Here is a 20,165-nt window from a genome sequence, read left to right on the forward strand (position 1 = left end):
CCGGCAGAAAAGGTTGCAACATGGTAAATGATCCGCGTGAACTCGGCGTCCGCGCCAATGCGATCCGCCACCGCAATTTGATTATGCTCAACCGTGCGGGCTTGGGTCATACCGGCGGCGATCTCTCGGCAGCAGACATTCTCACCACGCTTTATTTTTCTATTCTGAACATTGATCCGAAAGCACCCGCCAAGCCCGACCGCGATCGTTTTATTCTCAGCAAAGGACATTGCGCCGGAGTGCTCTACACCACCTTGGCAGAAGCCGGTTTCATCCCACTCAACGAACTCGACACATTTATGCAACCCCTCTCCCGACTCAATGGACACCCGAATCGCAACAAAGTACCTGGCGTCGAGACCAATACTGGCGCATTGGGGCATGGCTTGCCGGTCGCCATCGGCGCGGCGCTCGCGGCAAAACTCGACGATGCCGTTTGGCGCACCTTTGTGCTTACCGGCGACGGCGAATTGCAAGAGGGCAGCAATTGGGAAGCGGCGATGGCGGCGGCTCACTACAAGCTGGACAATCTCGTTTTGATCATAGACCGCAATCGCCTGCAACAAGGTGATGCGACGGAACGCACGATGCATCTCGAACCCTTGGGCGACAAGTGGCGCGCGTTCGGTTGGTCCGTGCAAGAAGTGGATGGTCACGATCATGCGTTGCTCTTGAACACATTTCGCAACGTCCCCTTCGAACCTGGTAAGCCCAGTTGCGTGATCGCGCACACGCACAAAGGTCAAGGCGTCTCGTTCATGCGCGACCGCGCCGAATGGCATCATCGTGTGCCTTCCAAGGATGAACTCACTGTCGCACTTGACGAGCTAGGAGAAAACGGTCATGGCTCAACTCTTTGATTGTCGCGATGCGTTCGCCAATGCGCTCGTGAATCTCGCGCGCACCGATTGCCGGATCGTCACCGTCGTCAACGATTCCATCGGCTCGAGCAAAGTGGCAAACTTTGGCAAAGAGTTCCCAGGTCGGCTCGTCAATGTGGGCATCGCCGAACAAAATATGGTCGGCATCGCGGCGGGACTTGCGAATGGGGGCAAGCTCCCATTCGTCTGTGCGGCGTCATGTTTTTTGACCGGACGCGCACTCGAACAGATCAAGGTTGACCTGGCGTACTCGAATGCGAACGTCAAGTTGTGCGGTATGAGCAGTGGACTCGCCTACGGAGAATTGGGACCGACGCATCATTCCATCGAAGACCTGGCATGGACGCGCGCGATCGCCAACATGACGGTCGTTGTGCCGGCGGATCCCATCGAAACCGAGCAAGCGATTTATGCGGCGGCGCGTTTCAAGGGACCGATGTTTCTGCGGATCAGCCGCATGCCGGTGCCGATCATTCATCCTGCCGATTACCAATTCGAAATCGGGCGCGCCGCGTGTTTGCGCGAGGGCAACGACATCACCTTGATTGCGAACGGGACCGTGGTCGTGCGCGCGCTCGAAGCCGCCGCGCTCTTAACCGAACGCGGTGTGCATGCGCGTGTGCTCAATATGGCGACAGTCCGTCCGATTGATCGCGATGCCATCGTCGAAGCGGCGACACAGACAAATGGAATCGTCACCCTCGAAGAGCACACGATCTATGGCGGTTTGGGCAGCGCAGTCGCCGAAGTCGTCGTCACCACGCATCCAGTGCCGATGCGCATCTTGGGTATCCCAGGTGTCTTTGCTCCGACCGGCTCCGCGCCTTGGCTCTTGGACCATTTCGGTCTCACACCGATTGCGATTCGCGATGCCGCATTGGAATTGATTGAGGCGCGACAAACAGCATGAGTGCGAAAATGATTCTCACGATCGATCAAGGCACAACCAACACCAAAGTTATCCTCGTCGATGCGGCTGGCGCAATCGTCGTGCAATCATCCTGCCCGGTTTCAGTCGAGTATCCGCAGCCGGCGTGGGTCGAGCAGAGTCCGCGTGAACTCGCCAGCAGTGTGTACCAAGCTATCAACGAATGTCTGCATCAAGCGAACGAACCGGACATTGCCGCTGTCGCGATCACGAATCAGCGCGAGTCGGTCCTGTTGTGGGAACGCGCGACCGGCAAACCACTCGGACCTTGCATCGTGTGGCAATGCCGGCGCACCTCGCCATTTTGCGACGAACTGCGTTCACGGGGGCTTGAGTCATTGGTGCATAAACGCACCGGCTTGACGATCGATCCACTTTTTTCGGCGAGCAAGGCGCGTTGGTTGCTGGATCACGCCGACGATGGTCCCCGCCGCGCGGAACGTGGCGAACTGTGTTTGGGCACAGTGGATTCCTGGGTTCTGTGGAATTTAACCGGCGGACGCGTTCACGCGTGCGACGCCACGAATGCCTCGCGCACTCAACTCTTTAACATTCATCGTTTGGAATGGGACACAGAACTATTAGAAATTTTCGGAATTCCGATTCAAGCATTGCCCCAGGTCAAACCATCCAGCGCAATTTTTGGTGAGACCGTGGCGAATGGAGCATTGCCGGGTGGATTGCCCATCGCGAGCTTGATCGGCGATTCACATGCTGCGCTGTTCGGTCACGCCAGTTTCAACCCAGGAACGGTCAAGGCGACCTATGGCACCGGTTCATCGTTAATGATGCCCAGCCCAGCGCCGATTCATTCGACGCGCGGACTCTCGACGACGATTGCCTGGCAGCGCGACCAAGCTACGTACGCACTCGAAGGAAATATTTCGGTGACCGGTTCTGCGGTGCAATGGTTATCGCAAATCCTGGGTGCGGAAAATTCCGTGGACGAAATTGAGAAACTCGCGCGCAGTGTGCCGGACGCGGCTGGCGTTTACATCGTCCCAGCTTTTGTTGGCTTGGGTGCGCCGTACTGGAATCCTGCGGCGCGCGGACTGGTCACCGGACTCACGCGCGGAACGACCGCCGCACACTTGGCGCGTGCCGTGATCGAAGCGATTGCGTATCAGGTGCGCGATGTTTTCGATCTGATGCATGCTGAGTCCGGCTCGCGCTTGCAAGTGTTGCTCGCCGATGGCGGCGCGACGCGTAACGATCTCTTGATGCAATTCCAGGCGGACATCATCGGTCGCCCGGTGATCCGGAATTTATCGGGCGACGTGTCGGCATTGGGCGCGGCGTACTTGGCAGGACTCGCCATCGGTTTCTGGTCGTCCGAAAAAGAAATCGAAAGCTTGACGCGCCCCACCGATCGCTTCGAACCGCGCCTCGCCGAATCTGCGCGTACTGAATTGTATGCCGGTTGGCAGCACGCCATCGCGCGAACGATGTTCGATCCTGAAACGCCATAACAATTGGACGCGGACAAACCATGCCCTGAGCAAAGTCGAAGGGGCGGACAAACGCGGATTTACTTTTTGCGTTTTACGTTTTACGTTTTATTTTTCACGCATCACGAATTACGCATCAGGAGCATGATTTGATATGTCACGTGTTGACGAGTTACGTTTGATGACGAAGGTGGCGCGGCTCTATCACGAGCAAGCCATGAATCAACCCGAGATCGCGACGATGCTCGATATCTCGCAAGCGACTGTCTCGCGGTTGCTGAAACGCGCCGAACAAGAAAAGATCATCCGCATCGCGATTACGCCGCCCCAAGGCACCTACCCAGAACTTGAAGAGACGCTGCGGAAAACGTACGACCTTAAAGATGTGGTCGTGGTCGATTGCGAAAACGACGACGACGATCAATTGCTCAGGAATATTGGCGCGGCGGCGGCATTCTACGTCGAGACCACGGTCAAGCGCGGCGAGGTCGTCGGCATTTCATCGTGGAGCGCGACCTTGCTGGCGATGGTTGATTCGATGTACCCACTGTCGCGTCTCTCCGGCGTCAAGATTGTTCAGATCTTGGGCGGCGTCGGCAATCCCACCGCCGAAGTCCATGCGAATCACATGACCTCCCGATTGACCGCGTTATTCCACGGTGAAGCCAAGTTTCTACCCGCGCCCGGCGTGGTCGGGTCGGCGAGCGCGCATGGAGTACTAGCCGACGATAAATTTGTCTGCGAGACAACCGAGTTGTTCGATCACGTGAGCATGGCGTTGGTCGGCATTGGCGCGCTCGAACCGTCGAAACTTCTTGCGAGCAGCGGAAACGTTTTTTCAAAAGAAGAACTGGAGACGTTGCAGGCGCATGGCGCGGTCGGCGATATTTGCTTGCGCTTTTTTGACGCGCATGGCAAGCCGGTCAACACGGCACTGGATAAACGCGTCATCGGGATGCGGCTCCAGCAACTCCAACGCGCGAAACGCTCGGTGGGCATCGCCGGGGGACGACGCAAGCTCACCGCGATTCGCGGTGCGCTAGAAGGACGTTGGATCAATGTGTTGATCACGGATCACTTTACCGCGGAAAAATTGGTGCAATCGTGATGAGTGAAATGTGAACAAGTAAACAGGTAAACAAGTAAACAAGTAAAACGTGATGCGTGATGCGTGTGACCTGTGACTTGCGACCTGCGACCTGTGACTGGAGGAAAGCCCATGAACAAAACAACCTTGGGTGTCATCATCGGCAACCGAGATTTTTTTCCGGATGTACTGATCGGCGAAGGACGCCGCGATGTTCTCGCCGTGTTGGATGAACTCGACATCCATCCGATCCTCCTTGGCGAAACAGATACGAAACTTGGCGCGGTCGAAACGTACACCGACGCGAAAAAATGCGCCGACCTCTTCAAACAACATCGCGACGAAATTGACGGCATTCTCGTCATTCTCCCCAACTTTGGCGATGAAAAAGGCGTAGCGGACGCGATCAAATTGTCGGGACTCGACGTACCGATTCTGGTGCAAGCGTACCCCGACGACCTCGATCGTTTGAATGTCGAACGCCGCCGCGATGCCTTTTGCGGCAAACTTTCCGTCTGCAATAATTTGTATCAATACAATTTCAAATATTCGCTGACCACGCTGCACACCGTTCATCCGAGCGATGCGAGTTTCAAAGACGACGTACGCAAATTCGTCGGCGTGTGCCGCACGGTGAACCAACTCCGCAATGCGCGGCTCGGCGCAATTGGCGCGCGCCCCAACGCCTTCAACACCACACGCTTTTCTGAAAAACTCTTGCAAGCCTCCGGCATTAGCGTTTCGACGATTGACCTATCAGAAATTTTCGGCAAAGCCACGCGGCTCGGCGATGACGATGCCAAGGTCAAAGATAAATTGCAAACGATTCGCGCATACGTCCCGACAGATGGAGTACCGCCGCCGGCAATTGTCAAGCAAGCGAAGCTTGGCGTGGTGATTGACGATTGGATGCAGGCGAATGACTTGCAGGCGAGCGCGATTCAATGCTGGACTTCGCTGCAAAAGAATTACGGTGTCAACGTTTGCACGCTGATGAGTTTCATGAGCGATCAGTTGCTGCCGAGCGCGTGCGAAGTGGATGTGACCGGCGTCGCTTCGATGTACGCGCTGCAACTCGCGTCGGGCAAACCGGCGGGGCTGGTGGATTGGAACAACAATTACGCGGACGATCCCGACAAGTGCGTGCTGTTCCACTGCGGCAACTGGGCAAAGAGTTTTTATCCCGACGTAAAAATGTCGAATGCGCCCATCATTGGCACGAGCGTCGGCGTCGAAAACACGTACGGCGCACTCGACGGCGCAGTCCCGCCCGGTCCGATGAGTTATGCGCGGATTACGACGGATGACAAGCACGGCGTCATCAAAGCGTATGCGGGCGATGGCGAATTCACCGATGATCCCTTGAACACGTTCGGCAGTCGCGCGGTGGTCAAGGTCAATGGCTTGCAAAAATTATTGCAGTACGTGTGCAAGAACGGATACGAACATCACGTTGCGATGACGGCATCCCACACCGCCGGCATATTGGCGGAAGCATTCGAGACGTACCTGGGATGGGACGTTTACCATCATTCAAAATAGCCAAACATGCCAAAGATGCCAAAGTCACCTTGGTACATTTGAGAAAAGGACACCATGACCAAGCAAATCGAAAAATGGAATTACTTTGAACTCGATTTGAAAGCGCAAACATCCGGCAATCCATTTTTGGACGTGACACTCGAAGCGGAGTTCACGCACAATCATCGCACCGTGCGCGTCGCCGGCTTTTACGATGGCGGCGATGTGTACAAAATCCGTTTCATGCCGGACATGGAAGGAACGTGGCGTTTTGTGACGCACAGCAACCTCGGTGCGCTCGACAACCAACGTGGAAATTTCGAATGCACGCCGCCGGCAGAAAATAATCACGGACCTGTACGTGTGATCGATCAGTCGCACTTTGCTTATGCAGATGGCGCGCCGTATCATCCGGTCGGTACGACCTGCTACGTATGGAATCTTCAGGGTGACGAGTTGGAAGAACAGACGCTCGCCACCTTGAAAACCGCGCCCTTCAACAAAATGCGGATGTGCGTCTTCCCCAAGCGTTATTCATTCAACTTCAACGAACCACCGTGCTATCCGTTCGAGGGACAAGTCAAACAGCCGTGGGATCCGGCGAATCTCAGAAATTTGAGCGCGCCTGCGCCCAAGGACTTTTGGGATTTCACGCGTTTCAATCCGGAATATTTTCGCCGTCTCGAAAAACGCATCCTCGGTTTGCGCGAACTGGGCATCGAAGCCGATCTGATCTTGTTCCATCCGTACGATGTCGGCGCGTGGGGCTTTGACAAAATGCCTGCCGAGGTGAACGAGCGCTACTTGAAATATCTCGCCGCGCGGATTTCCGCGTTTCGAAATCTCTGGTGGTCGTTTGCGAACGAGTACGACCTTATGTTTCATCTCACGCTCGCCAATTGGGATCACTATTTCCAACTCATTCAAGATTCTGATCCGTACGATCACTTGCGCTCGATTCACAACTGCCGCGGCTTTTACGATCACGGCAAACCCTGGGTCACGCATTGCAGCATTCAGCATCACGACTTGCTGCAAGTTTCAACTTGGTTGCAGCAGTACGGCAAACCGGTTGTCGTGGACGAGTGCGGGTACGAAGGCGACATTCATCTGACCTGGGGCGATCTCTCCGCCGAAGAGATGGTGCAGCGATTCTGGCTCGGCTTTGCGGCGGGCGGTTATGTGGGACACGGCGAGACGTACGTTAATGATGCGGAAATTTTGTGGTGGTCCAAGGGTGGAATGCTGTGCGGCGAAAGCGTCAAGCGTATTGCGTTCCTGAGAGAAATCATTGAAGCCGTTCCCGCGCCCGGACTCTCTCCCGCGCCGCGCCGCGCCGTCGGCAGGAGCAATGCGAGCGAGTGGATTGTGCCGGGCGGTCCATCGAACAATCAAGTCGCGTCGCATGTTGGAACAGATTACTATCTCTTTTACTTTGGAATGCATCAACCGCGCTTTCGATATTTTACTTTGCCGCCGGGCCGTTACCGGATCGACCTTATCGACACATGGAACATGACGATTGATCGATTCGCGGAAGCGGCGAGCGGCGAAGTGCGTGTCGAGTTGCCGCGCAAGAAATTCATGGCGATCAGAATCGAGAAGAATCCATAGCCCATCTTTTGTCATTTCGAGCGGAGCGAGAAATGACAAACCCAGGAAGGAGGTCCACTCAAGAGAACACACTTGTTTTTCAAGCGATGCTATCGGTCTATCTGATTTTCGAGGAAGAGAAAAGGAGAAGAGAAAATGCGTAGCATCTTTCGTACATCGGCTTTGCTGCTTGCGTTCCTGGTTTTCGGATTGATCGTCGCCGGATGTCAGGCAGCGCCGGCAGTTGAGCCAACCAAAGCGCCGGTCGCGGCGACTCAAGCGCCGGCGAGTCCTGCTGCCGGAGCAATGACGGATGTCGGCACGCCGCGCAGCGAGACATTGATCTTTCAAACGTTCGATCGGCAGACTGCCAATCCCGACCAACACAATCCCCTCATGGCGTACGCCCAATGGCGCGGCTTTCGCGAACTCGCCTGGGGTTATCTCTGGGAAATGGACACGGGCACCGGCAAGTCGTACAATGAACTCGCCGCGGATTTTCCCGAAGTCCTCAACAAAGAGTACACCCAATTCCGCGTCAAGCTGAAACAAGGCATCTACTGGAGTGATGGCGTCGAGTTCACGGCGGATGACGTCGTCTATACGCTGGAAACGATCTTGAAGAACAAAGACAAGATCACCCTCGGCGGCGCGCGGACGATTTCGAACTACGTCAAGAGCGCGAAAAAGATCGACAACTATACGTTCGAAGTCGAGACGACAGGGCCCAAGTACGATTTCATCACCGTCTTTGGAACGTACACCTGGGGCGCGAACTTGACGATTCTCCCCAAGCACGTTTACGAAAAGCAAGCCGACGTGATCACGTTCCGCAACACCAATCCGGTCACGCTCGGTCCCTACACACTCAAGCAGTTCGATCCGAACGGTTACTGGGCATTGTGGCAACGCCGCGAGGATTGGAAGCGTTCCGCCTGGGGCTGGATGGGCGAACCCAAGCCCAAGTACGTCCTCTACAAAGATTTCGGTCCCGAAGAAACGCGCTTGTTGGCGTTCATTCAGAATCAGTACGATGTTGACACATTCATGAGTCCGGATAGTATCAAAGCCGCGCAGGCAAAAAATCCGGCAGTCACCACCTTTTCGAAGACCATGCCGTATCACAACATGAACGACGCCTGTCCGTACGGCGTGCTCATCAATCAGCACAAATCGCCGCTCGATAAACCGGAAGTGCGTTGGGCATTGGCGCTCTCGCTCGATCTGCAGAGCGTTGGCGTCAACTCGATGAGCGGCGAATTCAAAGCATCTCCGCTTCCGATGGCGGACACGGAAATTCTGCGACCACTCTACTTTGAGCCGCTGTTGCCCTGGCTCAAAGATTTTGCGCTCTCCGATGGCTACAAACCGTTCAACGCAAACTTTTCACCGGAGCTTGCCGCCCGGCTTCAGAAGATGGGACAGCCTGCGTCTGCCTTGCCTCAAGGCGACAAAGCACTCTCCGAAGCGTTTGGCGTCGGCTGGTGGAAGTATGATGTGGCAGAAGCCGAAAAGCTGTTGACCTCGGTCGGCTTCAAAAAGAACAGCGCCGGCGCATGGTTGCAGCCCGACGGCAGTGTGTGGCAATTGGAGTTCGTCATCCCCGGCGACTGGAACAAGGTCATGCAGCGCATCGGTTTCTCGATGGCGGATTCCTGGAAAAAGTTTGGCATCCAGGTGAACGCGCGCCAAGTGGATCAAGCCGAGCACACATCCGTTCAGAACAACAACAGCCAACTCCAAACTGAATTGATGTGGACGAGTTGCACCTTCACCGCCAATTACGTGAATGCGTGGCGCACGATCAGCGCGCAATATCTCAAACCAGCCAACGACACGACTCCCATCACCGGCAATCCATTTCGCTGGAACAATACCAAGGCGCACGCTTTAGCGGCTGAAGCACAAACCTTGCCGACCGATTCGGCGCGCTTTCGCGAAATTGGGCAGGAGCTCCTCAAAGAGTTCGTCAAGGACATGGCGTGGATCGGCATCATGAACATTCCGACGACGATCCCGACCAACGAGTATTACTGGACCGGTTTTCCGAAACAAGACAACTTTTACTCGGTTCCTTATTCCTGGTGGAGTTCTGCCCGGGAAATGATCGTCAACATCAAGCCGACTGGGAAACGGTAACGTTGAACGTAACTGAGACCTTCCAGGTTTGCAGAAACCTGGAAGGTCTGTCAACAGGTGGAAAGTGCCATGGGTCTAATCAAGTACATCGCCGGGCGAGTGGGGGTTTATCTGGTCGTCCTCTTTACCGGCATCACGATCATTTTTTTCTTGCCGCGCTTTATGCCGGGCGATCCCATCGAAGGTTACATCGGGCGGATGCAGTATCAAGCCGGGCAGACCTTGAGCGCGGAGGATGTCGAATCACTTCGCGCGTCACTGAGAGAGTTGTACGGTCTCACGGGCAGTCTTCCATCGCAATACCTGGGCTTTATCAAGCGCGTGTTTATCTCCGGCGACTTTGGTCCATCACTCGCGGGCTATCCCAGACCCGTGTCCGAGTATATTGCAACCGCGCTGCCTTGGACACTGGGCTTGCTCACCATGACGACGATCCTGGCATGGACGACCGGAAATTTGATCGGACTCTTCGCCGGTTTCTTTCACAACAAACGAATCGCGACGGTGTTGGAAGTCATCGGCGTCACGCTTTACCCCATCCCGTACTATATCTTGGCGCTCGTGCTCATCATTCTGTTCGCCTATATCTGGCCAATCTTTCCTCTGTCTACGACGATTATGCCTGGCGCATTGACCATGCAAAAGGTCGGCGAAATTTTCCGCAATTCTTTTTTGCCCGGTATGGCGCTTGTGCTGGCTGGGTTTGGTTGGAATGTGCTGGGCATGAAAGCGATGGCGTATTCGACCAAGGAAGAGGCGTTCGTCAACTATGCGCGCTTGAAAGGCACGCCGCCCTTTACGATCATGATTCATTACGTTTGGCGAAACGCCTTTCTGCCTCAGATCACGGCGCTCGCTCTTCACATGGGCATGATCTTTAATGGCGCGATCCTGACCGAGATGCTATTTTCTTACCCAGGTGTGGGCTCGCTCATCCGCTCGGCGATTGGCAACGGCGATTACAACATGATCTATGGCACGCTCTCGCTTTCGATTGTTGCGGTGGCGACCACGGCGCTGGCAATCGATCTTTTATATCCGCTGTTCGATCCACGGATTCGATACAAGTAGGGGCAGTGCCTTGTGCCTGCCCAGGTTGGGCGACCACAAGGGTGCGCCCCTACGCACAAAACTGACAGTGGTTAAGTAGGCGCAATGTTGAAATCGAACCTTCGACTCAAAATTGGGATTTTCATTCTGGCGATCTTTGTGCTGGGCGGTACGATTTTGCCCTTCTTTACGCAAGAGGATCCGACCGCGCAGGGCACGTACTTTAAGAACTTGGCGATGAGCCAGGATCATTTGCTCGGCACGAATTCCTTGGGGCAGGACATTTTCTGGTATCTCGTCTTCTCGATTCGGAATTCTCTGCTGCTCGGCGTATCCGTCAGCATTTGTACCACTATCATCTCATCCTTGGTCGGATTGACCGCCGGCTATAACGGCGGCTGGGTCGATCGGGGCATCATGCTCATCACCGATTCGTTCATCACCATCCCCGTCTTGCCGATCCTCATCACCTTAAGCACCTTCGTCCGAGGCCGATCATCATTCTTGAGCGTGTGGTTGATCCTGGTCGCGTTCGGCTGGGCGTGGAATACGCGCACCGTCCGCGCGATGGCGCTGTCCGTCCGTGAACGCGAGTTCATCAACATGGCGCGCTTTTCTGGAACGGGCATGTTCGGTATCATTTCGAAAGAAGTCTTTCCGTACGTCTACGCATACATGGTCGTCGGTTTCATCAACACGATCTTGTACGCGATCAATACCGAAGCGGCGCTGGCGGTGATCGGGCTTTCGAACGTGACCGTCCCGACGATGGGTTCGATCATTTTTTGGGCGCTCAACTACAATGCGATGCTGACCGGTCAATATCCTTGGATTGTTGCGCCGGTGGTGGCGACGGTTCTGCTCTTCCTGGGTCTCTTTCTCACTTCGACTGGCTATAATGAATTGTTTGCCGCGCGACGAGGACACTCATGATCAAACTGAACAACCTCGTGGCAAACTACACCACGGTGCGTGGTCAAGTCTCGGCAGTGGACGGCGTTCAGCTTGAAATTCCGGACGGAATTATTTTGGGTGTCGCCGGTGAATCGGGTTGCGGCAAGACGACCTTGATGAAAGTCATTTACGGCGACGTTGGCTTTCCGCTCTCGCTTCCAACCGGCAGCGTCGAGTACAATTTCTGTACCGAAAAAGGCGAACCCGTTACAACAAAGAATATCCGCGATTATTGGTTCAAGCGCATCTCGTACATCCCACAGAGTTCGATGAGTTCGCTCAACCCGGTCATTCGCATCCGAGAGCAGTTTGTTGATTTTCTTCACAATGGAAAACGCAAAGCCGAGGTGCTCGATCAAGTGCGCGCGTATGTGAAAGAACTTGGATTGCCGTCCGAAGCGATTGACGCGTATCCGCATCAACTCTCCGGCGGGATGCGCCAACGCATCATGGTCGCGATGGCGACATTCTTTCAGCCGGACATTATCCTAGCGGACGAGCCGACGACTGCGCTGGATGTAGTCGTGCAAAAAGGTATTTTGCTCTTGCTGATGAACCTGCAAGAAAAAATGAAGAACACGATCTTTTTCGTGTCGCATGATATGGGCGTGCATTATCAAATCACGCACAAGATGCTCATCATGTATGCGGCGAAGGCGGTCGAGTACGGCGATTCGAGTGACGTGTTCGAGCGACCGCTGCATCCGTACACCAAACTCTTGACCGAATCCCTGCCGACGATTGGCGACGCACACACACGCCAAGGGGTTGCTGGCAGACCACCCAGCTTGTGGGATGATTTGCGCGGCTGTCGCTTCGCCGACCGGTGTCCGTTAGCCACCAAACTCTGCCGGACGAAAGAACCGGAGTTGATCGAGTACCGCCCTGGGCACTGGGCGGCGTGCCACTGCGCCGAAAAGCTTCTTTAAGAGCTTGTCCCTAAGACTCACGCAAAGCCGCCAAGCCGCAAAGAAAGAAAAACTCTTCGCGTCTTTGCGCCTTTGCGAGAGACTGAATTTGATTGTATGGGAATGAATACATGATGAAAACTGTTCTCAAAACGGAAAACCTGCACAAAGTGTATAGTCTGGGGAGTTTCTTGCGCGGCGTCAAGATCAACGCGCTCGACGATGTGAACCTGAGCATCGAGAGCGATCAACCGGTCATCATCAGCTTGGTCGGCGAGTCGGGGAGCGGCAAGACCACGCTGGCAAAAGTCATTCTGCGTTTGATCGAACCCAGCTCAGGCAGCGCTATCGTGTACGATCACCAGGTCGCCGGCAAAGGTGTTCGACCGGCAAAGCGCGAATTCCTTTCCACCGTTCAGCCAATTTTTCAAAATCCGTTTGAAGCATTCAGCAGTTATCGCACTGTAGATTCGTATCTGGAACGAACGGCGATATTCGTCAATGGGCTAAACCGAACGCAAGCCGTTGGCGCGATGGAAGAAGCGCTGACTTCGGTTGGATTGAAATACGCGGATGTGAAAGGCAAATACCCGAATCAATTTTCCGGCGGCGAGCTACAACGCGTATCCGTCGCGCGCGCGCTGATCCCGCATCCCAAGATTATCATCGCCGACGAACCGGTCAGCATGATTGATGCGTCGCTGCGAATGAACGTGATCAACTTGTTCCTATCGTTGAAGCAAAAATTCAGCACCAGTTTTCTGTACATTACGCACGACCTGGCGACGGCGTATTATATCAGCGACTATATCGCGGTCATGTATCGGGGTTGCATCGTCGAATTCGGCGAAGCCAGAATCGTTTTGACGGATCCGCAACATCCGTACACCAAACTGCTCTTGGAATCCATTCCGTCAACGAAGTGGAAATGGGCGAAGAAGCAGTTCGCAGAATCGGACATCGAAACGAAAGAGTACCGGTTTGCGGGATGCAAGTTTCACAATCGCTGTCCGCTCGCACAAGACATTTGCATTCGTACAAGACCGTCGGCGGTGAAATTGGCAGATGGACGTGACGTGTATTGTCATTTTGCCGAATAAATCGCAGCCCAAATTTTGCGTAGTCAAAACGAGGGTGTTTATCCGCAATCTTGATCGCCGCGTCCCAGTCCTTCGAGGTTGTTCCGCGAACGTGGCGAACGACGCATCGAACGCACGGACATTCGCTCCGCGCGAATCCTTGTCTCGGTGATTCGAGGCAACGTCATTCGGTGTGCCATGCGCGAAGATCCACGCCGCGCTCTGCCAACAATTCCTTCACGCGCGCCAAATCATCCCCGCACACGCGCGCGCGGACGATTGCCGGCTTCGAAATGTTCGCGGTACGGTTTCAATTCCGGATCGTTCATCAATTCGCCGCGCGCTTGCTCGTCGCGAAATTCAAGCAACGTGACCGTGCCCAGTGTCGCGCCGCCAAAATAGTTGCCCCACGCTTTGATGCGCGTGACCAGTTTCGCCGGAATGTCGCCGCGATGCACGGCGCGTAAACGCGCGAGCATGGCGGGCACGTCCAGTTTTTGCTTCATCGCCGTCGCTACGCTTTCCGCCAACTATAGAAGTTAAGAAAATGATTTGGAATCCCAAACCCGAAGGGTCTCCGAGACCCTTCGGGTTTGGGGCGTCCGTTTCCAAAAGCAAATCTCAACATCTATAGATCGTGTCCAGCCGGCGCGCCGCGTAACATTTCTACTTAAACGCGAATCGTGGCATAATGAGGACAATCTGGTGAGGTAATTATTTTGGCAATGTCACATTTCTTTTTCTGCCACACACTTCGCGCCACACAGAATTTCACGGAAACTTTTCTTTTTCTGTGTGTTTCCGTGTGGTTCTGTGACTAATCTGACATTGGCAAATTATGCTGACAACTTGATCGCCTTGCCAATAATCTTGATGAGATTCTTGCCAACGATCCTTGAGATACGACGGTGAGGTGAAAAATGAAACAAGCCATGATGACAGCTCCAGGTAAAATCGAATTCAGAGATGTTGAGCGACCATCTCCTCAAGACGATCAAGTCGTCATTCAGACCAAACGGATTGGCGTGTGTGGGTCGGACATTCACGTATTTCATGGCACCCATCCTTTTATGAGCTATCCCGTCGTGCAAGGACATGAAGTCTCCGGCGTGATCGCGCAGGTGGGGCGCGCAGTAAATGGATTGACGCCGGGCGACCCAGTTGTCTTTATGCCGCAAATCACCTGCGGCGAATGTTACCTTTGCCGGCACGGCATGTATCACATCTGCGACAACCTCAAGGTCATGGGCTTTCAGACCGGCGGCGCGGCGCAAGAGTATTTCCCGATCAAAGCCGAAATGGTTCTCAGAGTGCCCGCGTCCATGTCCTTGGATCAAGCCGCCATGATCGAACCTGTGTCGGTTGCCGCGCACGCGCTCGCGCGCGCCGGCAGTGTCGAAGATCGCAACGTCCTAGTCTTGGGCGCTGGCACGATTGGCAATCTCGTCGCCCAAGTTGCCAAAGCATCCGGCGCGGCGCAAGTGATGATCACCGACGTGAGCGACTATAAGCTGGACAAAGCCCGCGAGTGTGGTCTCGCGCTCACGCTCAACCCACGGGAACGCGACCTCGCCACGGCAATCTTGGAAAATTTTGGACCAGCCAAAGCAGACTTGATTCTCGAATGCGCCGGCGTCGAAGATACGATCACCCAGGCGATTTCCAACGCGCGCAAAGGTAGCACGATTGTCGTCGTCGGCGTTTTTGGGAACAAGCCGCCTGTAGACCTGGCGACGGTGCAGAACAATGAGTTGACTCTGATTGGCACGTTGATGTACCAAAAGACCGACTATGAACGCGCGATTGAGTTGGTGGCGCGCGGAGCGATTCATCTGAACGAAATGATCACGCATCGTTTTTCGTTCGATCAATATCTGGCGGCGTATCAAGCAATTGAGTCATCCAGGGGTAACTATATGAAGGTCATGGTCGAACTGGAGTAAGGTGAATTACTAAATGCCTGACGAAATTCTCATCGCGCTTGATTACGGCGGCACAAAACTTTCTGCCGCGATGGCGCGGCGCGGACAACGCGCGTGGCTCGCGCTCGAACGCGTTGCGTCGCCTCCGAACAAGGACGGCGCGTATGACCGCGCGACCATGCTTGCAATGGCGCGCCGATTGCTCGCGGGACGCGCCCCCGCCGCGATTGGCGTCAGTTTCGGCGGACCGGTGGACGCGGCGCGCGGACGCGTAATTCTCTCGCACCACGTTCCCGGCTGGGAAGACACGCCGCTGCGCGAGCAACTGCAAGACGCGCTCGGCGCGCCGGCAAGCGTGGACAACGACGCGAATGTCGGCGCGCTGGGTGAATACACTTTTGGCGCGGGGCAGGGGTGCAGTTCGTTATTGTATGTGACCGTCAGCACCGGCATCGGCGGCGGGTGGATTCTCGGCGGAAAAATCTGGAGCGGCGCGGACGCGATGGCGGGCGAAATCGGTCACACGATTTGCGATCCACGCGGACCCGAATGCGTGTGTGGTCGTCGCGGGTGCGTCGAGGCGATGGCGTGCGGTCCCGCGATTGCGAGGAGAGCCAGAGAACGGCTAAACCAAAATCCAGCACAAGGCAGGGAACTGAGGGAACTAGCGGGAAACAATCTGAACGCGATGACCGGCGCAATCGTCGCGCAAGCGGCAAACGCGGGCGACGAACTCGCGCGCGCGGTGATGGACGATGCGGCGCGCGCGCTCGGGTTTGGCATCGGCACCGCGATCACCCTGGTCAACCCGGAACGCGTCGTCATCGGCGGCGGCGTGACCAAATCGGGCGAGCGGTGGTGGCACATCGTGCGCGAATCCGCGCGCAAAAACACGCTCCCGCAAATCCGCACCGACATCGTGCCCGCCGCGCTCGGCGACGATGCGCCATTGTGGGGCGCGATCGCGCTCGCGGAAAAAGGAGTCGTTTGAGTGCGTGTCTTGGTTCTGTGTGACGATCATTGGCATCCCGCGCCAACCGCTCGCGCCGGGCTTGCGAAATTGAGCAATACCGGCTGGGAGTTCGACTGGATCGAAAATGCCGGTGATTGGTCGGCAGAACGAATGGCAGAGTTTCCGTTGGTCCTTCTGTCCAAGTCCAACGATGTCTCGTCCACCGATTGGCGTCCCTGGGTCACACCGCAAGTCGAGCAAACTTTTCGCGATTACGTTCGCAGGGGGAAGGGTCTGCTCGTCATCCATTCGGGAACCGCCGGGTATCGCGAGACGCCCATCTTGCGCGCGTTGATCGGCGGCGTGTTCGTTCAACACCCGCCGCCATGTTCCGTGACCCTGGAATTTCACGACGGGCATCCGCTGGCAAACGCGCGCGCGTCGTTTACAATCACGGACGAACACTATTTTATGGACTGTGATCAAACCCAGGTTGGTCTGTTTATGACCGCGACATCGGAACACGGCACACAACCGGCTGGCTGGACGCGCCACGAAGGCGATGGACGCGTGTGTGTGCTGACGCCGGGTCATTCGGTGTCGGTGTGGTTGCACCCGGCATTTCAAACAGTGATGCGCCATGCCTTGCAGTGGTGCGGCAAACAAGTGTGAACCAGACGGCGGTTTCAAAATAATTTATTCGCATTACGAAAAATCCATTCAGTCTTTCGTGTTGTCAATACCTTCGCCAAATCGTTTTCGCCATTTTTTTATCCGCGAATAACGCGAATCTCCACTAATTTTTAAATTCATTCGCGTTACACTTGCCCTGGCGGGAACGCAAGTGCCAGGGTCCGCGTTATTCGCGGATGAATTTATAATTTTGGCGAAGGTATTGATTGCGTAGCAAGGTTTCAATGAACATAGACCGTCTCGTCCTCTTCACGCAATCCCTCGTCCGCACACCCAGTTTGAGCGGCGCAGAACAACGCGTCGTCGCCTTGATTCTCGCCGAGATGCGCGCGCTCGGTTTTGATCGCGCGTGGGCGGACGCGAATGGCAGCGCGATTGGTATCCTCGAAGGCGCGCGTCCCGGCAAAACGATTTTGCTCGACGCACATTGCGACACGGTCGGCATCGCCGCTGGCGCGCAATGGACGCGCGATCCATACGGCGCGCAAATCGAAGATGGATTCATTTACGGGCGCGGCGCGGCAGATATGAAAGGCGCGCTCGCCGCGATGATTCACAGTGCGGCGAGTGTGGAGCGCACCCAAATTGCGGGGCGGATCGTGGTGAGCGCGACCGTACTCGAAGAGGTGATGGAAGGTGTGAGTTTGCGAACCGTGACGGATGAGGTCAAGCCGGATTTTGTCGTGATTGGCGAAGCAACCGAATTGAATCTCAATCGCGGCGGACGCGGGCGCGCCGAGATTCATCTCGAAACGATTGGCAAGCCGGCGCATTCGTCGTCGCCGCAACTCGGTGTGAACGCGGTGACACTGATGTTGCGCGCGGTGGACGCCATCGAACGAATGCCGGTTGCGCGCGATGAATTGCTCGGCGACGCGTTGATGGTCTTGACCGACATCATCTCCGATCCGTATCCGGGTAATTCGGTGATTCCGAGTCGTTGCCGCGTGACGTATGATCGGCGTTTGTTGCCGGGCGAAACAATCGAAAGCGTGCTGGGCGCGTTGCCGGTGAACGCGAAGATCGCCGAGGGCGAACACGCGACGTACACCGGGCGCACGTTGCGCGGCGCGAAATTTTTCCCCGCCTGGGTTTTGGCTGAAGAGCATCCGTTCGTGCAGAACGCGTTGCGCGGATTGCGCGCGGCGGGGTTGAATCCCCGGATCGGCGCGTACCGTTTTTGCACGAACGCGACGTACAGCGCCGGCATCGCACGCGTGCCCACCATCGGTTTCGGTCCGGCACGCGAAGGCGACGCGCATGTCGTTGACGAACGCATCGCGATTGAGGATTTGATCGCGGCGGCGCGTGGTTATCGCGGGATGATCGAAACGATCAATGGAATCGCGTGATCCGTATCGGCAAGGTCGTATAGTCGTTCGCTAATTAAATCCTGCGGGATTGTATCATTGCAAGAATCCGAAAAGATCGCGCGGGGCAAACAAAAAGATGCGCCCTGCGTATTCGCAGAGCGTATCTCGTTTTGCTCTTGAAAGGATTGGGGTCAAGCGACCAGTGGAGCCGCAACAACTTCGGGTTGCCATTCGACTTGTTGGATCATCCGAACGCGTTTTTGCATTTTGACGTACACCACGGAACTATCTGGAGGACGCGGCGTGGCGCGCGCCAATTCGACGTTAGCGCGATTGAATTCTGGGTCGTCGGCATCCAGAAAAACTAGCAACGCCTTGTCTGGAATATGATCCAGAATCTCCGGGGCGTTGAAGACATAATGGTTGAACTGTTCGGTTAGTTCCAAAACCTTATCGCTGATTTGTTGGGGTGTCAGCGTTTCCATCGCAAATACCTCTCGATATACAATTGACTGTTCAAGCGCAAATCGCGGATGCCATAGTTCAACGCGTCGTTGTAATTCGCAAATGTCATTGGCGGTGATTTGATCTGTGAGCCGTCCGGCTTCAAGTCATCGCGATGGACGAATTGGTGCGCGGCATCGTAACGGGTAATCGGTGTCCACGTGTTTTCAATATAGGCTTCGAGCTGGACAGTGAATTGCAATATGCGACCACGATCTTTTTGGTATCGCACGCGGAGCATGGCATCGCTTAACAGGGGGATGAAATATTCGCGTTCGTCCATGACCTTATCCTGCCGCTATTCTATCTCCGAACAGATTGGATGTCAAACATCTGGTCCGAAAATTGTCACCGCGCCTGGTCGAGTAACCGCGTGACGAGCGGAACCTAGGTTTCGGAGAGACGGTGCAAGGTCTCTGCTAGGTACGACTTGCTTTCGCGCGAGTGACACATCGGGTACCTCACCAGCGGTGAGGTACCCGATGTGTCACTCGCGCTTACCATTGCCGCGTGGGATGCGAACCGCGACTAATCCTCATCCTTATCGTCATCCTTATCATCGTCGTCATCACCACCGCTTGACGAACCGCCGCTGCCGCTGCGATCATCACCGCTGCGATCATCACCGCCGCGGTCATCCTTACTCCGATCATCATCGCGTCGGTCGTCAACGCGTTTGTCTTTGTCGTCTGTCCCGCCGCTACCCTTTTTGTCGTCGGTGATGGAGGGAACGGGCGTTTTATTCTTGTCGTCGTCCTTTACTTGCTCGGTGCGCGCGCCATCATCTTTGGACTTGGTGTCGGTGGGAGCGATGCTGTCTCGGTCGTTTCCGCGGTCGTCAACCTTTGGTGTGACGTTCGCGCTCGCTGGCTTATCCCTGGATTCATCCTTGCTCGTGTTGAGAATGACGCTCCCAGGATTTGAGAGCCGCGCCGCATCTTCCAACTTGGGCGCGGAATCGGAAATCGGCGCGAGCTGTTTTGCGATGTCGGCGCGCTGAACCGGATCGTTCGTGATCGCGAGTCGTAGTTGCAACGCCGGACTGCGGAGCGTGTAGAGCAAATCACCCGGCTTGCTCTCGGCGGCGTTCGAGACGGCGGCAAGCAGTAGAAACAACGCCGCCCCGGTTACTAGGAGCGCGGGAAGCGCGGCGAGTGATATCTTCAAATTTGTTTTCATCGTTTCCTCCATCA

General features: G+C 55.5%; 19 protein-coding genes. 15 read left to right on the forward strand and 4 right to left on the reverse strand.

Translation table 11 applies throughout. The annotated features are described in order from the left end of the window. Nucleotides 1-20: 20 nt before the first annotated feature. The 11 genes from HY868_02935 (at nucleotide 21) to HY868_02985 (ending at nucleotide 13,609) form a co-directional block, all read left to right on the forward strand. Complete coding sequence (locus HY868_02935) at nucleotides 21-860, forward strand: transketolase (GenBank protein MBI5301065.1); 840 nt, start codon at nucleotides 21-23, stop codon at nucleotides 858-860. Next, nucleotides 844-1,791, forward strand: a complete 948-nt coding sequence (locus HY868_02940) for a transketolase family protein (protein MBI5301066.1) — start codon at nucleotides 844-846, stop codon at nucleotides 1,789-1,791. The genes HY868_02935 and HY868_02940 overlap by 17 nt, the downstream gene beginning before the upstream one ends. Continuing rightward, nucleotides 1,788-3,278 carry a glycerol kinase GlpK gene (glpK, locus tag HY868_02945; protein MBI5301067.1) on the forward strand — a complete coding sequence of 497 codons (1,491 nt, stop codon included), beginning with the start codon at nucleotides 1,788-1,790 and terminating at the stop codon, nucleotides 3,276-3,278. The genes HY868_02940 and glpK overlap by 4 nt, the downstream gene beginning before the upstream one ends. A gap of 133 nt (nucleotides 3,279-3,411) precedes the next feature. Next, nucleotides 3,412-4,365 (forward strand): sugar-binding transcriptional regulator, encoded by a 954-nt coding sequence (locus tag HY868_02950; GenBank protein ID MBI5301068.1) that lies wholly within the window; start codon nucleotides 3,412-3,414, stop codon nucleotides 4,363-4,365. A 111-nt stretch (nucleotides 4,366-4,476) separates the two neighbouring features. Continuing rightward, nucleotides 4,477-5,886 carry a fucose isomerase gene (locus tag HY868_02955; protein ID MBI5301069.1) on the forward strand — a complete coding sequence of 470 codons (1,410 nt, stop codon included), beginning with the start codon at nucleotides 4,477-4,479 and terminating at the stop codon, nucleotides 5,884-5,886. Between the two features lie 54 nt (nucleotides 5,887-5,940). After that, a complete protein-coding gene (locus tag HY868_02960; GenBank protein ID MBI5301070.1) occupies nucleotides 5,941-7,479 on the forward strand; it encodes a DUF5605 domain-containing protein in 1,539 nt (512 codons plus the stop codon). A 135-nt stretch (nucleotides 7,480-7,614) separates the two neighbouring features. Beyond that, a complete protein-coding gene (locus HY868_02965; protein ID MBI5301071.1) occupies nucleotides 7,615-9,597 on the forward strand; it encodes an ABC transporter substrate-binding protein in 1,983 nt (660 codons plus the stop codon). 69 nt (nucleotides 9,598-9,666) lie between these two features. Then, nucleotides 9,667-10,668, forward strand: a complete 1,002-nt coding sequence (locus tag HY868_02970) for an ABC transporter permease (GenBank protein ID MBI5301072.1) — start codon at nucleotides 9,667-9,669, stop codon at nucleotides 10,666-10,668. Between the two features lie 84 nt (nucleotides 10,669-10,752). Continuing rightward, a complete protein-coding gene (locus HY868_02975; GenBank protein ID MBI5301073.1) occupies nucleotides 10,753-11,580 on the forward strand; it encodes an ABC transporter permease in 828 nt (275 codons plus the stop codon). Beyond that, nucleotides 11,577-12,530 carry an ABC transporter ATP-binding protein gene (locus tag HY868_02980; GenBank protein ID MBI5301074.1) on the forward strand — a complete coding sequence of 318 codons (954 nt, stop codon included), beginning with the start codon at nucleotides 11,577-11,579 and terminating at the stop codon, nucleotides 12,528-12,530. The genes HY868_02975 and HY868_02980 overlap by 4 nt, the downstream gene beginning before the upstream one ends. A 113-nt stretch (nucleotides 12,531-12,643) precedes the next feature. Then, nucleotides 12,644-13,609: an ABC transporter ATP-binding protein gene (locus HY868_02985; GenBank protein ID MBI5301075.1), complete on the forward strand. Its 966-nt coding sequence runs from the start codon at nucleotides 12,644-12,646 to the stop codon at nucleotides 13,607-13,609. Between the two features lie 230 nt (nucleotides 13,610-13,839). Here HY868_02985 and HY868_02990 read toward each other — a convergent pair whose 3' ends face one another. Then, nucleotides 13,840-14,094, reverse strand: a complete 255-nt coding sequence (locus HY868_02990; GenBank protein MBI5301076.1) for a hypothetical protein — start codon at nucleotides 14,092-14,094, stop codon at nucleotides 13,840-13,842. 414 nt (nucleotides 14,095-14,508) lie between these two features. Here HY868_02990 and HY868_02995 point away from each other — a divergent pair, with 414 nt between their 5' ends. The 4 genes from HY868_02995 to HY868_03010 all read left to right on the forward strand — a co-directional run bounded on the left by HY868_02995 (nucleotide 14,509) and on the right by HY868_03010 (nucleotide 18,507). Next, on the forward strand, nucleotides 14,509-15,531 hold the full coding sequence (locus HY868_02995; GenBank protein ID MBI5301077.1) for an alcohol dehydrogenase catalytic domain-containing protein: 1,023 nt from the start codon (nucleotides 14,509-14,511) through the stop codon (nucleotides 15,529-15,531). A 13-nt stretch (nucleotides 15,532-15,544) separates the two neighbouring features. Further along, the gene (locus tag HY868_03000; protein ID MBI5301078.1) at nucleotides 15,545-16,501 is read left to right on the forward strand and encodes an ROK family protein; all 957 of its coding nucleotides are present in this window, start codon (nucleotides 15,545-15,547) and stop codon (nucleotides 16,499-16,501) included. Further along, entirely contained in the window at nucleotides 16,502-17,134 is a 633-nt protein-coding gene (locus tag HY868_03005; GenBank protein ID MBI5301079.1) for a ThuA domain-containing protein, read from the forward strand. Between the two features lie 245 nt (nucleotides 17,135-17,379). After that, the gene (locus HY868_03010) at nucleotides 17,380-18,507 is read left to right on the forward strand and encodes a YgeY family selenium metabolism-linked hydrolase (protein MBI5301080.1); all 1,128 of its coding nucleotides are present in this window, start codon (nucleotides 17,380-17,382) and stop codon (nucleotides 18,505-18,507) included. Nucleotides 18,508-18,659: 152 nt separating this feature from the next. On the opposite strand, the gene HY868_03015 is transcribed toward HY868_03010, so the two are convergent. The 3 genes from HY868_03015 to HY868_03025 all read right to left on the reverse strand — a co-directional run bounded on the left by HY868_03015 (nucleotide 18,660) and on the right by HY868_03025 (nucleotide 20,151). Then, on the reverse strand, nucleotides 18,660-18,953 hold the full coding sequence (locus HY868_03015) for a hypothetical protein (GenBank protein MBI5301081.1): 294 nt from the start codon (nucleotides 18,951-18,953) through the stop codon (nucleotides 18,660-18,662). Further along, complete coding sequence (locus tag HY868_03020; protein MBI5301082.1) at nucleotides 18,941-19,255, reverse strand: hypothetical protein; 315 nt, start codon at nucleotides 19,253-19,255, stop codon at nucleotides 18,941-18,943. The genes HY868_03015 and HY868_03020 overlap by 13 nt, the downstream gene beginning before the upstream one ends. A 245-nt stretch (nucleotides 19,256-19,500) precedes the next feature. Next, nucleotides 19,501-20,151, reverse strand: a complete 651-nt coding sequence (locus HY868_03025; protein MBI5301083.1) for a hypothetical protein — start codon at nucleotides 20,149-20,151, stop codon at nucleotides 19,501-19,503. Nucleotides 20,152-20,165 lie beyond the last annotated feature (14 nt).

Source organism: Chloroflexota bacterium, from assembly GCA_016219275.1.
Taxonomy (GTDB): Bacteria; Chloroflexota; Anaerolineae; order UBA4142; family UBA4142; genus JACRBM01.

Coding starts and splice junctions, on each gene's coding strand:
- HY868_02935 (MBI5301065.1), top strand. CDS start 21: ATGGTAAATGATCCGCGTGAACTCGGCGTCCGCGCCAATGCGATCCGC.
- HY868_02940 (MBI5301066.1), top strand. CDS start 844: ATGGCTCAACTCTTTGATTGTCGCGATGCGTTCGCCAATGCGCTCGTG.
- glpK (MBI5301067.1), top strand. CDS start 1,788: ATGAGTGCGAAAATGATTCTCACGATCGATCAAGGCACAACCAACACC.
- HY868_02950 (MBI5301068.1), top strand. CDS start 3,412: ATGTCACGTGTTGACGAGTTACGTTTGATGACGAAGGTGGCGCGGCTC.
- HY868_02955 (MBI5301069.1), top strand. CDS start 4,477: ATGAACAAAACAACCTTGGGTGTCATCATCGGCAACCGAGATTTTTTT.
- HY868_02960 (MBI5301070.1), top strand. CDS start 5,941: ATGACCAAGCAAATCGAAAAATGGAATTACTTTGAACTCGATTTGAAA.
- HY868_02965 (MBI5301071.1), top strand. CDS start 7,615: ATGCGTAGCATCTTTCGTACATCGGCTTTGCTGCTTGCGTTCCTGGTT.
- HY868_02970 (MBI5301072.1), top strand. CDS start 9,667: ATGGGTCTAATCAAGTACATCGCCGGGCGAGTGGGGGTTTATCTGGTC.
- HY868_02975 (MBI5301073.1), top strand. CDS start 10,753: ATGTTGAAATCGAACCTTCGACTCAAAATTGGGATTTTCATTCTGGCG.
- HY868_02980 (MBI5301074.1), top strand. CDS start 11,577: ATGATCAAACTGAACAACCTCGTGGCAAACTACACCACGGTGCGTGGT.
- HY868_02985 (MBI5301075.1), top strand. CDS start 12,644: ATGAAAACTGTTCTCAAAACGGAAAACCTGCACAAAGTGTATAGTCTG.
- HY868_02990 (MBI5301076.1), bottom strand. CDS start 14,094: ATGAAGCAAAAACTGGACGTGCCCGCCATGCTCGCGCGTTTACGCGCC.
- HY868_02995 (MBI5301077.1), top strand. CDS start 14,509: ATGAAACAAGCCATGATGACAGCTCCAGGTAAAATCGAATTCAGAGAT.
- HY868_03000 (MBI5301078.1), top strand. CDS start 15,545: ATGCCTGACGAAATTCTCATCGCGCTTGATTACGGCGGCACAAAACTT.
- HY868_03010 (MBI5301080.1), top strand. CDS start 17,380: ATGAACATAGACCGTCTCGTCCTCTTCACGCAATCCCTCGTCCGCACA.
- HY868_03015 (MBI5301081.1), bottom strand. CDS start 18,953: ATGGAAACGCTGACACCCCAACAAATCAGCGATAAGGTTTTGGAACTA.
- HY868_03020 (MBI5301082.1), bottom strand. CDS start 19,255: ATGGACGAACGCGAATATTTCATCCCCCTGTTAAGCGATGCCATGCTC.
- HY868_03025 (MBI5301083.1), bottom strand. CDS start 20,151: ATGAAAACAAATTTGAAGATATCACTCGCCGCGCTTCCCGCGCTCCTA.